The sequence below is a fragment of the Pleomorphomonas carboxyditropha genome, from assembly GCF_002770725.1.
Classification (GTDB): Bacteria; Pseudomonadota; Alphaproteobacteria; order Rhizobiales; family Pleomorphomonadaceae; genus Pleomorphomonas; species Pleomorphomonas carboxyditropha.
In genome coordinates, this window is the sequence record NZ_NQVN01000001.1 from 216,269 (window position 1) to 230,723 (window position 14,455).

The 14,455-nt window shown below is 68.1% G+C and carries 17 protein-coding genes; 7 read left to right on the top strand and 10 right to left on the bottom strand.

What is annotated here, in order from left to right; genetic code table 11:
* Positions 1-7 precede the first annotated feature (7 nt).
* Entirely contained in the window at positions 8-934 is a 927-nt protein-coding gene (locus tag CJ014_RS01050) for a LysR substrate-binding domain-containing protein (RefSeq protein ID WP_100078665.1), read from the bottom strand.
* Positions 935-1,391: 457 nt separating this feature from the next.
* Between CJ014_RS01050 and CJ014_RS01055 the strand changes: the two genes are divergently transcribed.
* The 4 genes from CJ014_RS01055 to CJ014_RS01070 all read left to right on the top strand — a co-directional run bounded on the left by CJ014_RS01055 (position 1,392) and on the right by CJ014_RS01070 (position 3,993).
* Positions 1,392-1,649 carry a YjhX family toxin gene (locus tag CJ014_RS01055; protein ID WP_100078666.1) on the top strand — a complete coding sequence of 86 codons (258 nt, stop codon included), beginning with the start codon at positions 1,392-1,394 and terminating at the stop codon, positions 1,647-1,649.
* Positions 1,650-1,803: 154 nt separating this feature from the next.
* The gene (gene rpe / locus CJ014_RS01060; RefSeq protein ID WP_100078667.1) at positions 1,804-2,460 is read left to right on the top strand and encodes a ribulose-phosphate 3-epimerase; all 657 of its coding nucleotides are present in this window, start codon (positions 1,804-1,806) and stop codon (positions 2,458-2,460) included.
* Entirely contained in the window at positions 2,457-3,119 is a 663-nt protein-coding gene (gph, locus tag CJ014_RS01065) for a phosphoglycolate phosphatase (RefSeq protein ID WP_100078668.1), read from the top strand. Before rpe ends, gph begins: the two co-directional genes overlap by 4 nt.
* Before the next feature lie 67 nt (positions 3,120-3,186).
* The gene (locus CJ014_RS01070; RefSeq protein ID WP_100078669.1) at positions 3,187-3,993 is read left to right on the top strand and encodes an HAD-IA family hydrolase; all 807 of its coding nucleotides are present in this window, start codon (positions 3,187-3,189) and stop codon (positions 3,991-3,993) included.
* Positions 3,994-4,181: 188 nt separating this feature from the next.
* On the opposite strand, the gene CJ014_RS01075 is transcribed toward CJ014_RS01070, so the two are convergent.
* Positions 4,182-4,655 carry an Lrp/AsnC family transcriptional regulator gene (locus tag CJ014_RS01075; RefSeq protein WP_100078670.1) on the bottom strand — a complete coding sequence of 158 codons (474 nt, stop codon included), beginning with the start codon at positions 4,653-4,655 and terminating at the stop codon, positions 4,182-4,184.
* A gap of 129 nt (positions 4,656-4,784) precedes the next feature.
* Between CJ014_RS01075 and CJ014_RS01080 the strand changes: the two genes are divergently transcribed.
* Positions 4,785-5,201, top strand: coding sequence for a DUF2000 domain-containing protein (locus tag CJ014_RS01080; protein ID WP_100079297.1), 417 nt, complete (start codon positions 4,785-4,787; stop codon positions 5,199-5,201).
* 3 nt (positions 5,202-5,204) lie between these two features.
* Here the strand turns inward: CJ014_RS01080 and CJ014_RS01085 are convergent, their stop codons facing one another.
* Positions 5,205-5,759, bottom strand: coding sequence for a DNA-3-methyladenine glycosylase (locus CJ014_RS01085; RefSeq protein WP_100078671.1), 555 nt, complete (start codon positions 5,757-5,759; stop codon positions 5,205-5,207).
* Positions 5,756-6,649, bottom strand: coding sequence for a LysR family transcriptional regulator (locus CJ014_RS28085; protein WP_100078672.1), 894 nt, complete (start codon positions 6,647-6,649; stop codon positions 5,756-5,758). Before CJ014_RS28085 ends, CJ014_RS01085 begins: the two co-directional genes overlap by 4 nt.
* Before the next feature lie 298 nt (positions 6,650-6,947).
* Between CJ014_RS28085 and CJ014_RS01095 the strand changes: the two genes are divergently transcribed.
* Positions 6,948-7,877, top strand: coding sequence for an NAD-dependent epimerase/dehydratase family protein (locus CJ014_RS01095; RefSeq protein ID WP_100078673.1), 930 nt, complete (start codon positions 6,948-6,950; stop codon positions 7,875-7,877).
* A 30-nt stretch (positions 7,878-7,907) separates the two neighbouring features.
* Here the strand turns inward: CJ014_RS01095 and CJ014_RS01100 are convergent, their stop codons facing one another.
* Positions 7,908-8,933: a zinc-dependent alcohol dehydrogenase family protein gene (locus tag CJ014_RS01100; protein ID WP_165790702.1), complete on the bottom strand. Its 1,026-nt coding sequence runs from the start codon at positions 8,931-8,933 to the stop codon at positions 7,908-7,910.
* 103 nt (positions 8,934-9,036) lie between these two features.
* On the opposite strand from CJ014_RS01100, the gene CJ014_RS01105 reads away from it, so the two are divergent.
* Complete coding sequence (locus CJ014_RS01105) at positions 9,037-9,942, top strand: LysR family transcriptional regulator (RefSeq protein ID WP_100078674.1); 906 nt, start codon at positions 9,037-9,039, stop codon at positions 9,940-9,942.
* Between the two features lie 20 nt (positions 9,943-9,962).
* On the opposite strand, the gene CJ014_RS01110 is transcribed toward CJ014_RS01105, so the two are convergent.
* The 5 genes from CJ014_RS01110 to CJ014_RS01130 are packed head-to-tail and all read right to left on the bottom strand — an operon-like array spanning position 9,963 to position 14,374.
* A complete protein-coding gene (locus CJ014_RS01110) occupies positions 9,963-10,955 on the bottom strand; it encodes a dipeptide ABC transporter ATP-binding protein (RefSeq protein WP_100078675.1) in 993 nt (330 codons plus the stop codon).
* Positions 10,952-11,968: an ABC transporter ATP-binding protein gene (locus CJ014_RS01115; RefSeq protein ID WP_100078676.1), complete on the bottom strand. Its 1,017-nt coding sequence runs from the start codon at positions 11,966-11,968 to the stop codon at positions 10,952-10,954. The genes CJ014_RS01110 and CJ014_RS01115 overlap by 4 nt, the downstream gene beginning before the upstream one ends.
* The gene (locus CJ014_RS01120; RefSeq protein ID WP_100078677.1) at positions 11,968-12,852 is read right to left on the bottom strand and encodes an ABC transporter permease subunit; all 885 of its coding nucleotides are present in this window, start codon (positions 12,850-12,852) and stop codon (positions 11,968-11,970) included. Before CJ014_RS01120 ends, CJ014_RS01115 begins: the two co-directional genes overlap by 1 nt.
* 4 nt (positions 12,853-12,856) lie before the next feature.
* Positions 12,857-13,867 carry an ABC transporter permease subunit gene (locus CJ014_RS01125; RefSeq protein WP_100078678.1) on the bottom strand — a complete coding sequence of 337 codons (1,011 nt, stop codon included), beginning with the start codon at positions 13,865-13,867 and terminating at the stop codon, positions 12,857-12,859.
* Between the two features lie 9 nt (positions 13,868-13,876).
* Positions 13,877-14,374, bottom strand: coding sequence for a GNAT family N-acetyltransferase (locus CJ014_RS01130; protein WP_165790703.1), 498 nt, complete (start codon positions 14,372-14,374; stop codon positions 13,877-13,879).
* Positions 14,375-14,455: the final 81 nt, after the last annotated feature.

Below are 14,455 nucleotides of genomic sequence, written 5' to 3' on the forward strand. Positions count from 1 at the left end.
GATATCCTCAATCCGCGTGGCCGGTGATCTTCGGCAGGTAGTCGCCGCCGTGCTCGACCCAGAAGCGATACATCGCCTCGGCCGACGGCAGCAGCCGCTTGTCGGTGCGGCGGACGACGTGCCAGGTCTTCATGAGCGGCAGGCCGATGACATCCATGATGACGAGGCGGCCGGCATCGACCTCGGCGGCGATGGTGTGCGAGGAGATGAAGGAGATGCCGAGGCCGGCCATCACCGCCTGCTTGATGGTCTCGTTGGAGCCCATCTCGAACTCGCGGATGTCGCGGCCGCCGTCGTGCTGGCTCATCAGTTGGGCGAAGGAATGGCGGGTGCCGGAATTGGCCTCGCGCACCAGGAAGGTCTCGCCCATCAAGGCTTCGATGGGGATGTTGCGCTCGCGGGCCAACGGATGGTCGGGCGCGCAGATGATCACCTGCGGATGCTGGCCGATCGCCTTGGCCTCGACGTCGAACTCGCCCGGCGGCCGGCCCATGACGGCGAGGTCGACCTCGTAGTTCCTGAGGCGCAGGATGGTCTCGTCGCGGTTGCCGACGATGAAGTCGATATCGACCTTCGGCCGCTCCCGGCGGAAGGCGGCGAGCACGGTCGGCGCGAAATAGCGGGCGGTGGAGACGACGCCGACGGCGACGCGGCCGGAGCCCGCCTCGCGCATCTCGGCCAGCGCGCCGGAGCATTCGTTGAGTAGCGCCTCGATGCGGTCGAGCGTGCTGGCGATCTCCCTGCCGGCCGAGGTGGCGATGAAACGGTCGCCGACGCGCTCCACCAGCGGCAGGCCGACCAGGTCTTCCAGCGCCTTGACCTGGGCGGTGATGGCCGGCGGCGTGACGTTCATGGCCGAGGAGGCGGCGGTGACGGTGCCGGTCTTGATGACCGCCGACAGGAATCGTAGCTGCTTCAGGGTTGTGTGGCGCATGCTCGGATTCCCGCCCCTCCATGTTTCGATGCCGGCAAGGCCGGGCGGCGACGCCTGCCCGGACTCACGATGGTCTTCCCGAGCTTACCGCAAGCTCTCGCCGGACACCATTTGCCGGACGCCGTTTCGACCATTGTCACGGGGAAAAGATTGAATACCGATCCCGTCCCCGTCGGTCCCCTCGGTGCTCGTCAAAAGCGACGGTATCGTGACCGGAGCGCCACAATCGGCAGATGATGAGCAAAGGGACGGCCGCTGGCCGTTGACGCTCCGGCGGACGCCCGGCAGGATCGAGCCGTCGCAACAGGAGCGTGGATGTCACGTCTGTCTGAATCCCGGTGACGGCCCGCCCGGCATGCTGCCGGCAACGCGGGCCGATCCAATGCCGCCCCGGAAGCCTCGATGCTTCCGGAACGCTTTGGTGCGCCCAAGCGGCGCTACTTCCGGACTTCAGACCATGGATATTTCACGCGCCGAGCAGCGCATCCTGCACCTGCTCGCCCAGGGCGGACGCATCGACATCGTCCGCGACGAACGCGGCGACATCGAGGAGCTCGCCTGCTACAGCCGCGACGGCTGGCTCTACACCGATTTCAGCCTGCTCCTGTTCCGCAAGTTGAAGAACAAGCGGGCGATCGCCTCCAGGGGCGGCCAACCCTATCGCATCACGCCGCGCGGGCTGGAACTGGTACGCTCCCAGCCGGATAACAGATGAAGCAAGTACCGGCGGTGGCGTCATCCGCCGTCGCCGGTACTTGATCGATTACGGCTCGATTTTCACCCCGCGTGGGGAAACGGGGTTAGCGCTCGGCAGCGTCTTGCTTTAAGAACGTCTTACTCCTGAACACCTTTTGCCGGAACGCTCCTTCATGACCGTCAAGATTGCTCCTTCCGTATTGTCGTCGGATTTCGCGCGCCTCGGCGAAGAACTGGCCGCCGTCGAGGCGGCCGGCGGCGACTGGATCCACATCGACATCATGGACGGCCACTTCGTGCCCAACATCACCTTCGGCCCGGCGGTGGTGAAGGCGATGCGGCCGCACAGCAGCCTGCCGTTCGACGTGCACCTGATGATCGAGCCGGCCGATCCGTTCATCGCCGCCTTCGCCGAGGCCGGCGCCGACGTGATCTCCGTCCACAAGGAAGGCGGGCCGCACGTCCACCGCTCGCTGCAGGTGATCCGTTCGCTCGGCAAGAAGGCCGGCGTGGTGCTCAACCCCGGTACCGACGTCGGTGGCCTCGAGTATATGCTCGACGAGATCGACCTGGTGCTGGTGATGACCGTCAACCCCGGCTTCGGCGGCCAGGCGTTCATTCCGGCCGTCGTCGAGAAGGTGAAGAAGGTGAAGGCGCTCACCGGCGACCGGCCCATCCACATCGAGATCGACGGCGGCGTTTCCACCGCCAACGCCGGCCTCCTGGCCCGCGCCGGCGCCGACGTGCTGGTGGCCGGCACGTCGGTGTTCAAGGGCGGCACCGAGGCCGATTACCGCCGCAACATCCAAGCCCTGAGAGACAGTCTATGAGCATTCGCGCCCTGATTTTCGACCTCGACGGCACGCTGGTCGACAGCCTGCCCGACCTCGCCGAGGCGGTGAACGACCTGATGGCCGCCAACGGCCTTGCCCCGCATGCAACACGCGCCGTGGCGTCGATGGTCGGCAAGGGCGTGCCGGTGCTGGTGCAGAAGGCCTTCGCCGCCCATGGCGTGATCGTCGCCGGCGAGGTGCTCGACGCGCATGTGAAGACCTATCTCGGCTTCTACGAGCCGCGCGCCACCCGCCTGACGCGGCTGTTCCCGCACGCCGCCGACATGGTGAAGGAACTGGCGAAGAGCTATCGGCTGGCCGTCTGCACCAACAAGCCGGCGGCGGTGTCGCGCGAGATCGTCGACAGCCTGGGCATCGGCGCGGAGATCGCCGTGGTGGTCGGCGGCGACAGCGGCGTCACCCCCAAGCCGGCGCCCGACATGCTGTGGCTGGTGGCCGAGCGGCTCGGCCTTCCGAAGGAAGACGTGCTGATGGTCGGCGACAGCGCCAACGACGTCGCCTCGGCCAAGGCGGCCGGCATCAAGGTGGCGGTGGTGCGCTACGGCTACACCGACATTCCCGCCGACGAGCTCAAGGCGGATTTCGTGATGGACGATTTCCGGGGTCTTCCGGCAGTATTGGAGAAGCTTCAGTAGAGCATTTTCGAGCGAAGTGGACACCGATTCCCGCTTTTCCAAAGGATGCTCAGGCCGAGAGGGCGTGATGGCACCGATCAAGGCGCTGATCTTCGATGTCGACGGCACGCTGGCGGAAACCGAGGAGGTCCATCGCCTCGCCTTCAATCGCGCCTTCGCGGAAGCCGGCCTGTCCTGGGTGTGGGAGCCCGACTTCTACGGCGAACTGCTGGCCGTGCATGGCGGCCGGGCGCGCCTCGTCCATTTCATCGAGCATTACGCACCACCGATGGCCGAAATCGGCCGGCAGAAGGTCGACGAGCTGCACGCCGCCAAGACGCGGCTGTTCGCCAAGCTGGTCGACCGGCGGCTGGCCCGGCCGCGGCCCGGCATCGAGCGGCTGATCGACGACGCCCGCTCGCAGGGGCTCGCCGTGGTGCTGGCCACCACATCGAGCATCGAGAACGCCGAGGCGCTGATCCTGGCCAATTTCGGGCTCGACGGCCTCGAAAAGATCACCGCCATCGTCGGCGGCGCCGGCGCGGTGCGGCCGAAGCCGGCGCCCGACGTCTACCAGCAGGCGCTGGCCCGGCTCGATCTGACGCCGCGCGCGGCGATCGTCTTCGAAGACAACGGCCCCGGTCTGGCGGCGGCCACGGCGGCCGGCATCCGCACCATCGTCACGCCGAGCCGCTATGCCGGCGGCGACGACTTCAGCACCGCCTTTGCCGTGCTGTCGCATCTCGGCGATACCTTCGAGCCCTACCAGCACATCGCCGGCGTCGGCGATGAGGGCGGCACCGACATGGTGACGGTGGCCGCCTTGCAGCGCTGGGTGTCCGACGACGACGACATGCTCGGTCTGCTGACCATCGGCGGCAAGCCGGTGTATTGACCGAGCGGCCTATATTTGCCTGTTGCTCTTTTCGGCCCGAGGTCCTGCGCCTTCGCGCAGGATGACAGATTTATATATAGGAAACATATGGATAGCCTACCTATAGGTTGTCATCCTACGCGAAGGCGTAGGACCTCGGGCAGGATAGAGCAAGGGGCCGATATAGGTCGCCTGCACGATACGGCCGGCTACAGCCCAACGGGGAAGCCCTTGAACGGCTTGATCTCCTTCAGCACGAAGGTGGTCTGCATCTCCTTGATGCGCGGCAGCCGGCGGATCACCGTCATGGCGAAATCGGCGTAGGTGTCGAGGTCGGGCGACACCACCTGCAACAGGAAGTCGGCGTCGCCGGCGATCGAATAGCAGGCGATCACCTCGCGCAGGCGGGCGACGCTCCTGGAGAATTCCTCGGCTTCCGCCTCGCTGTGGCTGTCGATCTTGACGCGGACGAAGGCGAGTACGCCGAGGCCGATCTTCTGCCGGTCGAGCGCGGCGCGGTAGCCGCCGATGACGCCGCTGTCCTCGAGCTGCCGCACCCGCCGCCAGCAGGGCGATGTCGACAGGCCGGCCTCAGCGGCGAGCGCCTGGTTGGTCAGGCGACCGTCGGCCTGCAACGCGTCGAGAATCCTGATGTCGACCGGTTCGAGCGATGAATTCGGCATGCCGTACCTGTTGTCAGCTTGAAATCGGTAGATTCTACCACATTCGGCGAATCCGATGCAAACTCCGGCAGAAATTGTCGTGACGGGCGGGATATCCTGCCGGCGTTCAACCATCGTTCCGGAGTGATCATGCCGCCCGACAGCCGCCTCGCCATCGTCGTCAATCCCGAGCTGCCGCCCGGTCTTCTCGCCAACACGGTCGGCGCCATCGGCATCGGTCTCGGCGCCCGCCTGGCGTGGCTCGGCAACCGGCCGCTGACCGACGCCGACGGCCGGACCATCGACGACAGCTCCATCCTGCCGGTCCCCATCCTGGCGGCGGCGCCCGAGGCCATCGGCGCACTGATGCTGAAGGCGATGCCGCGCGGCGACGACGGCGCGCTGGTGGTGTTTCCCGCCTTCTCGCGGTCGCTGCACGACTATCGGGAGTACGAGGCGCTACTGCCGGAAAAGCACCTTGCCGACGAGACGATCGATGGTCTCGGCCTGTGCGGCCCGGCCAAGTGGGTCAAGTCGCTGACCGGCTCGCTGCGGCTGTTGCGCTGATCGTCAGCGGAACGGCCGGCTCAGGAAGGGCGATCCCCTGAGGCCGAAGCGCCAGAGGCGGTCGGCGGCCCTGGTGATGCCGATGCGCGGGCCGGTGACGATGTCGGGCGCGCCGTCGCGCGGGATCAGGCGGAAGGGCGGCGCGTCGAGCGACAGGCCGTCGTGGGCGATGGTTATGCCGAGCGCCTCGGTCAGCCGGCCGGGGCCGGAGGCGAGGAGGCGCGGCTCGGCCATGCCCCGCCGTTCCGCCATCGTCGTCAGGCCGACGGTCGGCTCGATCGCCCGCACCAGCACGGCGGCGCCGTGGCCGGCCGGACCGGTGACGATGTTGAAGCACCAGTGGACGCCGTAGGAGCGGTAGACGTAGGCGGTGAGCGGCGGGCCGAACATCGCCCGGTTGCGGGGGCGCTCGCCGGCGAAGGAGTGCGAGGCGGGGTCGTCGGCCTCGTAGGCCTCGGTCTCGACGATGACGCCGCCGACGCCATCGACCGTCAGCGTGGCGCCGATCAGGAGCGGCGCCAGTTCGGCGGCGGGGACGGCGGAAAGGGCGGCGATCATCGTGTCTCCCGGGAATTGATGCGGCGGGCGAGGCCGTCGGCGAGGCGGTCGGCGACGAAGCGGACGCGGCGGTTCGGCCGGAGGTCCTCGTGATAGGCGAGCCAGAGCGGCAGCGCAAAGCCGATGTCTTCGACCGGAAGGCGGACGACGCGCGGCTCGGCCTCGGCGATCGGCACCTGCACGAAGCCGATGCCGGCACCGGCGATCACCATCTGCCAGCCGACGACGTGATCGTCGCAGCGGATGGGAAACCATTCGCGCGGTACCGGCATGCCGAAGCGGGCAAAGCCCTGCAACAACTCGTCGGCCCGGTCGAGGCCGATGATGTCGTGATCGAGCAGGTCGGCCAGCGTGGCCGGCGTGCCGCGCCGGGCGAGGTAGGCGGGCGCGGCATAGACGGCGAGCGGGATGTCGCCGATGCGGCGGCGGACCAGTTGGGCCTGCCGCGGCTCGTACATGCGCAGCGCGATGTCGGCGTCGCGGCGCAGCAGGTTCTGCGTCTCGTCGCTGGCGACGATCTCGATGTCGACGGCCGGCTCCTCGACATGCAGCGCCGCGACGATGTCCGGCAGCAGGTAGGTCGCCACCATGCGGCTCGCCGTGACGCGCACCGTGCCGGCGAGGCTGTCGCCGGCGCCGCTCGCCTTGCGCTCCAGCGCCATGGCCGCCTCGCCCATGCGGCGGGCGTCCTCGACGAGGTCGAGGGCGGCCGGCGTCGGCTCGAGGCCGCGCGGCTGGCGGCGGAACAGCGGGGCGCCGAGCGTCTCCTCGAGCTCGCGGATGTGCCGGCCGACGGTGGGCTGGACGAGGCCGAGCCGCTCGGCGGCGGCCGACAGCGAGCCGGTGTCGATCACGGCGAGGAAGGAGCGGAGAAGAGTCCAGTCGAGCATTTATCCATGCAGAAATGAATATCGTGTCGGTCAATATAGTGAATTGATATGCGAAATGAAACTATCCATTTTGTCGGGCCAGAGGTTGCCGTCGCCACCCCTCTCCCTGTTCCCTCCCCCACAAGGGGGGAGGGGACGGCAGGATCGGCCGACCCATTTTCGGGGCAAGTCGAGCCTTCCAGAAGGGGGTAGATTCAAGCTGCGTCCCCTCCCCCCTTGTGGGGGAGGGAACAGGGAGAGGGGTGATAGGCGGCTGGATATCAAGTATTTGTAATAACTTATTTTTCAGGAGTTCATCATGACCGGTCATGTCCTCGTCCTCGGCGCTCTCGGTGGCGTCGGCCAGGCGGTTGCCGAGGAATTCCATCGCCGGGGCTGGCAGGTGTCCGGCCTGGTGCGCAAGGGGCGGGCCGGCGAGCTGCCGGACTGGGTTTGGCCGGTGGAGGCCGATCTCCAAGACGCCGAAGCGGTCGCCAAGGCGGCCAGCTCGCCTGTTGACGTGGTGTTCGACGGCCTCAACGCGCCCTATCACCGCTGGGCCGAGCTGGCGAGGCCGCTTTACGCCGCCGCGCTGGCCATCGCCGAGCGGCTCGGGGCGCTGCATCTGTTCCCCGGCAGCGTCTACGGCTTCGGCGAGGGCATGCCGGACCGGCTGACGCCGGATATTTCCTTTGCTCCGACCTCGGAGAAGGGCCGCATCCGCGTCGACATTGAGCGCAGCTTTGCCGAGGCGGCGCGCGACGGTCGGGTTCGCACCGTTATCCTGAGGGCCGGCGACTTCTTCGGCCCGACCATTTCCGGCCAGAGCTGGCTTTCCGCCTTCATCGCCACCAGGGCGAGGCAGGGCGTCATCCGGTCGCCGGGGCCGACGGATGTGCCGCATGCCTGGGCCTACCTGCCCGATCTCGCCCGCGCCTTCGTGGAGCTGGCCGGGCAGCGCGATCGCCTCGGCGCCTTCGAGGTGTTCCATTTCGAGGGGCATACCGCCTCGATCGCCGATATCGCCGCGGCGGCCGGCGTCGCCTACCGGCGGCCGATGCGGGTGCGGCGGGTGCCCGGCTTGGTCTTCACGCTGATCGGCCTCATCGATCCGGTGGTCCGCGCTTCGCGCGAAATGGCCTATCTCTGGCGGGTGCCGCACCGGCTCATCGACCGCCGCCTCGAAACGGTGACGGGGCCGCTCGTGGCGACCCCGCTGGAAAAAGCATTGGCGTCGATCCGGGTCTGACCTCACCGGCGACTTCCAGCCGGTGAGACCTTACGCCATCTCGACGACGATCTTGCCGAACGGCCCTCGATCGAGGTGGTCGAGGGCCGCCGAGAAATCCGCGAGCGGGTATTTCCGATCGATCGCCGGCTTGAGGCCGATGCGATCCACCGCCGCGACGAGATCTTCCAGCGCCCGGCGATGGCCGACGCCGATCCCCCGCAGCGTGACGTTCTTCAGCATCAGCGGGCCGGCGGGGGCCGCGACGTCGAAGCCTTCCAGCACGCCGATCTGGTAGATGCGGCCACCGATCGCCGCCGCCCGCACGGCCTTTTCGAGATGGGCGCCGCCGACCAGCTCGAGGATATGGTCGGCCCCATCGTCGGCGGTCAGGCGATAGACGGCTTCCACCCAGTCTTCCGACGACCGATCGATGCCGTGATCGGCGCCGAGCGCCTTCGCGCGTGCCAGCTTCTCCGCGCTGCCGGAGACGACGATCACGGCCGCGCCATGCGCCTTGGCGATCTGCAGGCCGAACAGGGCGACGCCGCCGGTCCCCTCGATCAGCACGGTCTCTCCGGCATGGACTTGACCCTTTTCAACCAGTGCGAACCAGGCGGTCAATCCGGCGCAGGGCAGGGTGCTGGCCTCGCCATCGTCGAGCGAGGATGGCGCGCGTACGAACCAGTCCTCGGGGAAGGCGACATATTCCGCGAGCACGCCGGCATAGGTGCCCCCGAGCGTCCGGTAAGGCGGTAGGCGGCCGCTGCCGAGCGGCGTGCCATCGATCCAGCCCGGCGCGAAAGTCGAGATGACGCGATCGCCGACGGCAAAGCGCGTCACCCCGTCGCCGACCGCCTGCACCGTTCCGGCGAGATCGGAGCCGGGCGTAAAGGGAAAGACGAGCGGCAGGCCCATGCCGCCTTCGATCACCAGCTTGTCGCGGTAGTTGAGCGACACCGCCGCCACCTTCACCAGCAGCTCGCCGGGCCTGGGCTCGGGGATAGGTGCATCCGTCAGTGCCAGCCTGTCGCGGCCGATCCCGTCCATCTGCCAACGCTTCATGCTTGCCGCCATCGTTCGCTCCTTGTCGTGAATCTACGGGGCGCAGCATATCGTTGAGCATCGGGAGCCAGTGATGACATATATTCCAGGCATCGGTTCCTGGTGGATGACAATCATGAGCGAAATGCTGAACGGCGTGGACGTCTTCGTGGCGGCGGTGGAAACGGGAAGCTTCGCCGCGGCGGCCGAGCGGCTGCATGTGACCCGCTCGGCGGTGGCCAAGACGATCGCGCGGATGGAAGCGCGGCTCGATGTCCGCCTGCTTCATCGCACGACGCGCAGTCTGGCGCTCACCGAGGACGGGCAGGGCTATTACGAGCACTGCCTGCGTGCCCTGGAAGAGCTGCGCGCCGGCGAGACGGCCCTGGATTCGGGCCGGCGCGAGGCGGCGGGGCGGCTGCGCGTGTCCGTGCCGACGCTGTTCGGGAGGCGCTGCGTGGCGCCGGTGCTGGCGCGGCTGGCGGCGCGGCATCCCCGGCTCGAACTCGATCTATCCTTCAGCGATCGCCAGGTGGACCTGATCGAAGACGGTTTCGATCTGGCGATCCGCAACGGCGAGATCGGCGACGGCACTGGCCTCATGACCCGGACGGTAAGCCTGCAACGCATGTCGGTTTGCGCCTCGCCGGCCTATCTCGACCGCAACGGGCGGCCGGAAAGCCTCGACGATCTCAGCGCCCATCAGGCGATCACCTACGGCCGCGCCGACCGCATCAGGACCTGGCAATTTCCGACCGGTGACGGCGGCCTGCGCGAGGCGACGCCGCCCAGCCGAATGCGGTTCGACGACCTCGAGGCGCTCGCCGATGCGGCGGAAGCCGGCTATGGGCTCGCCTGGCTGCCGTGCTGGCTGATCCGCGACAGGGTGAGGCTCGGCGCCCTCGTTCCCCTGCTCGACAATACGCCTCGCCTCGTGTTCAGGACGCACGCCCTCTGGCCGGAGACGCCGCACCTGCCGCTGCGCGTCCGGTTCGCCATCGATGCGCTGGCGACCGCGCTTCCGGGAAGCGCCGAGCTGTGAATACGGCAAGGCGCCTGGACCTAGAGCAGCTCGCCCTGCACGGCGAAGCAGGCGACGTCGGCGTTGCCGCCGGGTGCCTTCAGGAGCTTCGGCGTGTCGACGTCGCAGGGCTCGTAGGCGAAGGGACAGCGCGGATGGAAGGCGCAGCCCTTGGGCGGGCGCAACGGCGACGGCAGCTCGCCGGTGAGGCGGATGCGCTCGCGCCGCTTCTCGGGCTCGGTGGTCGGCGTCGCCGACAGGAGGGCGCGGGTATAGGGATGGCGCGGCGTGTTGAAGATCTCGTCGGCGGTGCCGAACTCGACGGGCCGGCCGAGATACATCACCATCACCTCGTCGGCGATGTGGCGCACCACGGAAAGATCGTGGCTGATGAACAGGTAGGCGAGGCCGAATTCCTGCTGCAGGTCCATCAGGAGGTTCAGCACCTGCGCCTGGATGGAGACGTCGAGCGCCGACACCGGCTCGTCGAGCACCAGGATCTTCGGGTTGAGCATCAGCGCCCGGGCGATGGCGATGCGCTGGCGCTGGCCGCCGGAGAACATGTGCGGATAGCGGTCGTAGTGCTCGGGCCGGAGACCGACCTTCTCCATCATCGCTCGCGCCTTGGCCTGCCGCTCGGCGGCCGACAGCTTGGTGTTGAGGCGCAGCGGCTCCTCCAGGATGGCGCCGACCTTCTGGCGCGGGTTGAGCGAGCCGTAGGGGTCCTGGAAGACGATCTGCACGGTGCGGCGCAGCTCGTGGCTCGGCGCCTGATCGAGATGCACCGGCTTGCCGTCGATGATCAGGTCGCCGGCGGTCGGCGGCTCGATCATGGTGACCAGGCGGGCGAGCGTCGACTTGCCGCAGCCGGATTCGCCGACGACGGCCAGCGTCTTGCCGGCGGTGAGCTTGAAGGAGGCTTCCGACAGCGCCCGCACGGTGGCCGGCTCGGCGAACATGCCGCGCTTCAGGCTGTAGTGGCGGGCGAGGTGCTGGGCCTCGAGGACGACGGTAGGCGAAACGGTAGCGTTCATGCCGAAAGCCTCCGGTCGAGAATGGCGGCCGGGCCGGGATGGCCGACCGGCTTGCCGTGGCTGAGCGGATAGTGGCAGAGCGCGTAGCCGGCGGCCTCTCCCTGGGTGACCGGCGCCTTGTCGACGCAGCGTTCGGTGACGAAGGAGCAGCGCGGGCTGAACAGGCAGCCGGCGGGACGGTCGTACTGGCCGGGCACCACGCCGGCGATCGACGGCAGGCGGCGCGTCGTCGCCCGTTCCGGCAGCGCCGACAGCAGCGCGGCGGTATAGGGATGGTGCGGATCGGCGAACAGCTCGCTGACCGGCTGCTCCTCCACCTTCTGCCCGGCGTATTGCACCGAGACGCGGTTGGCGGTTTCGGCGACGACGCCCATGTCGTGGGTGATCAGCACCAGCGCCATGCCGGTCTCGCGCTGCAGCTTGGCCAGCAGGTCGAGGATCTGCGCCTGGATGGTCACGTCGAGCGCGGTGGTCGGCTCGTCGGCGATCAGCAGCTTGGGATTGCAGGCGATCGCCATGGCGATCATCACGCGCTGGTTCATGCCGCCCGACATCTGGTGCGGGAAGGTGTCGAGGCGCTCGGCGGCCGAGGGGATGCCGACCAGCTCAAGGAGCTCGACGGTGCGGTCGCGGCGGGCGCGCTTGTTGAGGCCGAGGTGGACCTTCAGCACCTCGCCGATCTGCCAGCCGACCGTGTAGCACGGGTTGAGCGAGCTCATCGGCTCCTGGAAGATCATGGCGAGGTCGTTGCCGATGATGCGGCGGCGCTCGCGCGGCGAGATGGTGAGCAGGTCCCGGCCGTCGAACATCATGCGGTCGGCGGTAATGGTCGCCGTCCACGGCAGCAGGCCCATCAGCGCCAGCATGGACACCGACTTGCCCGAGCCGCTTTCGCCGACGATGGAGACGATCTCGCCCGGCTCGACGGCCATCGACACGCCGTCGACGGCGCGGAACTGGCCGCCCACCGTGCGGAAGTCGACCGAGAGGTTGCTGATTTCGAGAATGGGCATCACGACCTCTTCAGCTTCGGATCGAGGGCGTCGCGCAGGCCGTCGCCCATCAGGTTGATGGCCAGCACGGTGATCAGGATGGCCAGGCCCGGGAAGGTCACCACCCACCAGGCGCGGGTGATGAACTCGCGGGCCTCGGCCAGCATGGTGCCCCATTCCGGCGTCGGCGGCTGGGCGCCCATGCCGAGGAAGCCGAGGGCGGCGGCGTCGAGAATGGCGCCGGAAAACGACAGGGCGGCCTGGACGATCAGGGGCGCCATGCAGTTCGGCAGGATGGTGACGAACATCAGCCACAGCGGACCGGCGCCGGAGACGCGGGCGGCCGTCACGTAGTCGCGGTTGCGCTCGGTGAGCACGGCGGCGCGGGTCAGGCGCACATAGTGCGGCTGGGCGACGATGGCGATGGCGATCATCGCGTTGGTGAGGCCGGGGCCGAGGATGGCGACCAGCGTCAGCGCCAGCAAGAGCGACGGGAAGGCGAGGATGATGTCCATGACGCGCATGATCGTCGTGTCGACCCAGCCGCGGAAGAAGCCGGCGAACATGCCGATGACGACGCCGCCGATCAGCGACACCGAGACGACGACCACGCCGATGAACAGCGAGAAGCGGGACCCGAAGATCAGGCGCGACAGGATGTCGCGGCCGAGGGCGTCGGTGCCGAGCAGGAAGATGCCTTCGCTGCCGTGGGTGAGCGGCGGCATCAACAGCGCGTCGCGGAACTGCTGGTCGGGGTCGAACGGGGCGAAGATCGGCGCGGCGATCGCCACGACCACCAGCGCCGCGAACAGCACGAGGCCGGCGACGGCGCCGTGGTTTTCCGAGAAGTAGCGCCAGAATTCCTTGAGGCGCCCCGGACGGACGGAAGCGGAGACGGCGGTCATCGGGTTACCTCTGGTGCCGGATCTTGGGATTGACGAGGCCGTAGAGCATGTCGACGACGAGGTTGACGCCCATGACGATCAGGGCGATCAGCACGAGGCCGCCCTGCACGGCGGGATAGTCGCGGCGGAAGATGGAATCGACCATCCACTTGCCGACGCCCGGCCAGGAGAAGATGGTCTCGGTCAGGATGGCGCCGGCCATCAGCACGCCGATCTGCAGGCCGATGGTGGTGATCACCGGGATCAGGGCATTCCTGAGGGCGTGCACGGCGACGACGCGGAACGGGCTGAGGCCCTTGGCGCGGGCGGTGCGGATATAGTCCTCGCCGAGCACTTCCAGCATGGCCGAGCGCGTCTGGCGGGCGATGACGGCGAGCGGGATGGTGCCGAGCACGATGGTCGGCAGGATCAGGTGGCTCGCCGCCGACTGGAAGGCGCCCGCCTTGCCGGACAGCAGGCTGTCGATCAGCATGAAGCCGGTCACCTTGGGGAAGAAGAACATCAGCGAGATGCGGCCGGACACCGGCGTCCAGCCGAGCGTGCCGGAGAAGACGATGATCAGCAGCAGCGCCCACCAGAAGATCGGCATGGAATAGCCGACCAGCGCGGTGGCCATCGCCGTGTGGTCGAACCAGGAATTGCGCTTGACGGCGGCGATGACGCCGGCCGGCACGCCGAGCACGACGGCGAAGATCACCGCGCAGATCGACAGCTCCAGCGTGGCCGGGAACAGCGTGAAGAACTCGGTGAAGATCGGCTTCTTGGTGGAGATCGAGGTGCCGAAATCGCCGTGCATCAGGTCGCCGAAGTAGTAGATGAACTGCTTCCAGAGCGGCAGGTCGAAGCCGAAGCGGTGCATCAGCTCGGCGTAGCGCTCGGGCGATATGCCGCGCTCGCCGGCGAGCAGCAGCACCGGGTCGCCCGGCAGCAGGCGGATGAAGAAGAAGGCGACCAGGCTGACGCCGATGAAGGTCGGGATCAAAAGGCCGAGGCGTCGGAGAATGAAACCGAACATGATGCGGGGTCAGTCCAGGCTCGAGAGTTGCTTGACGAAGATGTGGGTCGGATGCGTTTCATGGCGGCCGTCGGGAGTCCAGATCGGGGCTTGCCGGACGCCGCTGTCGCGCCAGCCGGCGCGCGCATAGAAGCGGTGGGCGCGGTCGTTGCCGGCCGAACACTGGATCACCGCGTCGCGGACGCCGCGCCGGGCGAGTTGCGTCTCGGCGGCGTCGAGCATGGCGGTGGCAAGGCCGGTGCCGCGCGCCTCGGCGACGACGTAGAACTGGTCGATCTCGTTGCCCTCGACGATGGCAAAGCCGAGGATGCGGCCGTCCGCCTCGGCGACGAGGCAGCCGGCTTCGAGCGGCCCCAGGCGAAGATCGAAGCTCTCCATGGTCCGCTCGGCAACCACGTGCGCCGGCAGCACCGCCCCGTGGCCGTCATGCCAGGCGTCGTGCCACAGCCGGACGACCGCGGCGCGGTCGTCTGGGCGAAAGGGGCGGAAGGCGGTTGCGATGGACATGGGGCTTCCAGTAGCCGCCGGAAACCCGGCCTGCAAGCGACAAGGACGCGATTTGACCATTTTCGCGGCATCAAAATGCCG

Excerpts from the sequence above, each read along its gene's own strand:
- rpe (WP_100078667.1), top strand. The coding sequence starts at position 1,804 with ATGACCGTCAAGATTGCTCCTTCCGTATTGTCGTCGGATTTCGCGCGC.
- CJ014_RS01110 (WP_100078675.1), bottom strand. The coding sequence starts at position 10,955 with ATGAACGCTACCGTTTCGCCTACCGTCGTCCTCGAGGCCCAGCACCTC.
- CJ014_RS01115 (WP_100078676.1), bottom strand. The coding sequence starts at position 11,968 with ATGCCCATTCTCGAAATCAGCAACCTCTCGGTCGACTTCCGCACGGTG.
- CJ014_RS28085 (WP_100078672.1), bottom strand. The coding sequence starts at position 6,649 with ATGCTCGACTGGACTCTTCTCCGCTCCTTCCTCGCCGTGATCGACACC.
- CJ014_RS01080 (WP_100079297.1), top strand. The coding sequence starts at position 4,785 with ATGCCGCCCGACAGCCGCCTCGCCATCGTCGTCAATCCCGAGCTGCCG.
- gph (WP_100078668.1), top strand. The coding sequence starts at position 2,457 with ATGAGCATTCGCGCCCTGATTTTCGACCTCGACGGCACGCTGGTCGAC.
- CJ014_RS01100 (WP_165790702.1), bottom strand. The coding sequence starts at position 8,933 with ATGGCGGCAAGCATGAAGCGTTGGCAGATGGACGGGATCGGCCGCGAC.
- CJ014_RS01105 (WP_100078674.1), top strand. The coding sequence starts at position 9,037 with ATGAGCGAAATGCTGAACGGCGTGGACGTCTTCGTGGCGGCGGTGGAA.
- CJ014_RS01055 (WP_100078666.1), top strand. The coding sequence starts at position 1,392 with ATGGATATTTCACGCGCCGAGCAGCGCATCCTGCACCTGCTCGCCCAG.
- CJ014_RS01095 (WP_100078673.1), top strand. The coding sequence starts at position 6,948 with ATGACCGGTCATGTCCTCGTCCTCGGCGCTCTCGGTGGCGTCGGCCAG.
- CJ014_RS01125 (WP_100078678.1), bottom strand. The coding sequence starts at position 13,867 with ATGTTCGGTTTCATTCTCCGACGCCTCGGCCTTTTGATCCCGACCTTC.
- CJ014_RS01050 (WP_100078665.1), bottom strand. The coding sequence starts at position 934 with ATGCGCCACACAACCCTGAAGCAGCTACGATTCCTGTCGGCGGTCATC.
- CJ014_RS01075 (WP_100078670.1), bottom strand. The coding sequence starts at position 4,655 with ATGCCGAATTCATCGCTCGAACCGGTCGACATCAGGATTCTCGACGCG.
- CJ014_RS01085 (WP_100078671.1), bottom strand. The coding sequence starts at position 5,759 with ATGATCGCCGCCCTTTCCGCCGTCCCCGCCGCCGAACTGGCGCCGCTC.
- CJ014_RS01130 (WP_165790703.1), bottom strand. The coding sequence starts at position 14,374 with ATGTCCATCGCAACCGCCTTCCGCCCCTTTCGCCCAGACGACCGCGCC.
- CJ014_RS01120 (WP_100078677.1), bottom strand. The coding sequence starts at position 12,852 with ATGACCGCCGTCTCCGCTTCCGTCCGTCCGGGGCGCCTCAAGGAATTC.
- CJ014_RS01070 (WP_100078669.1), top strand. The coding sequence starts at position 3,187 with ATGGCACCGATCAAGGCGCTGATCTTCGATGTCGACGGCACGCTGGCG.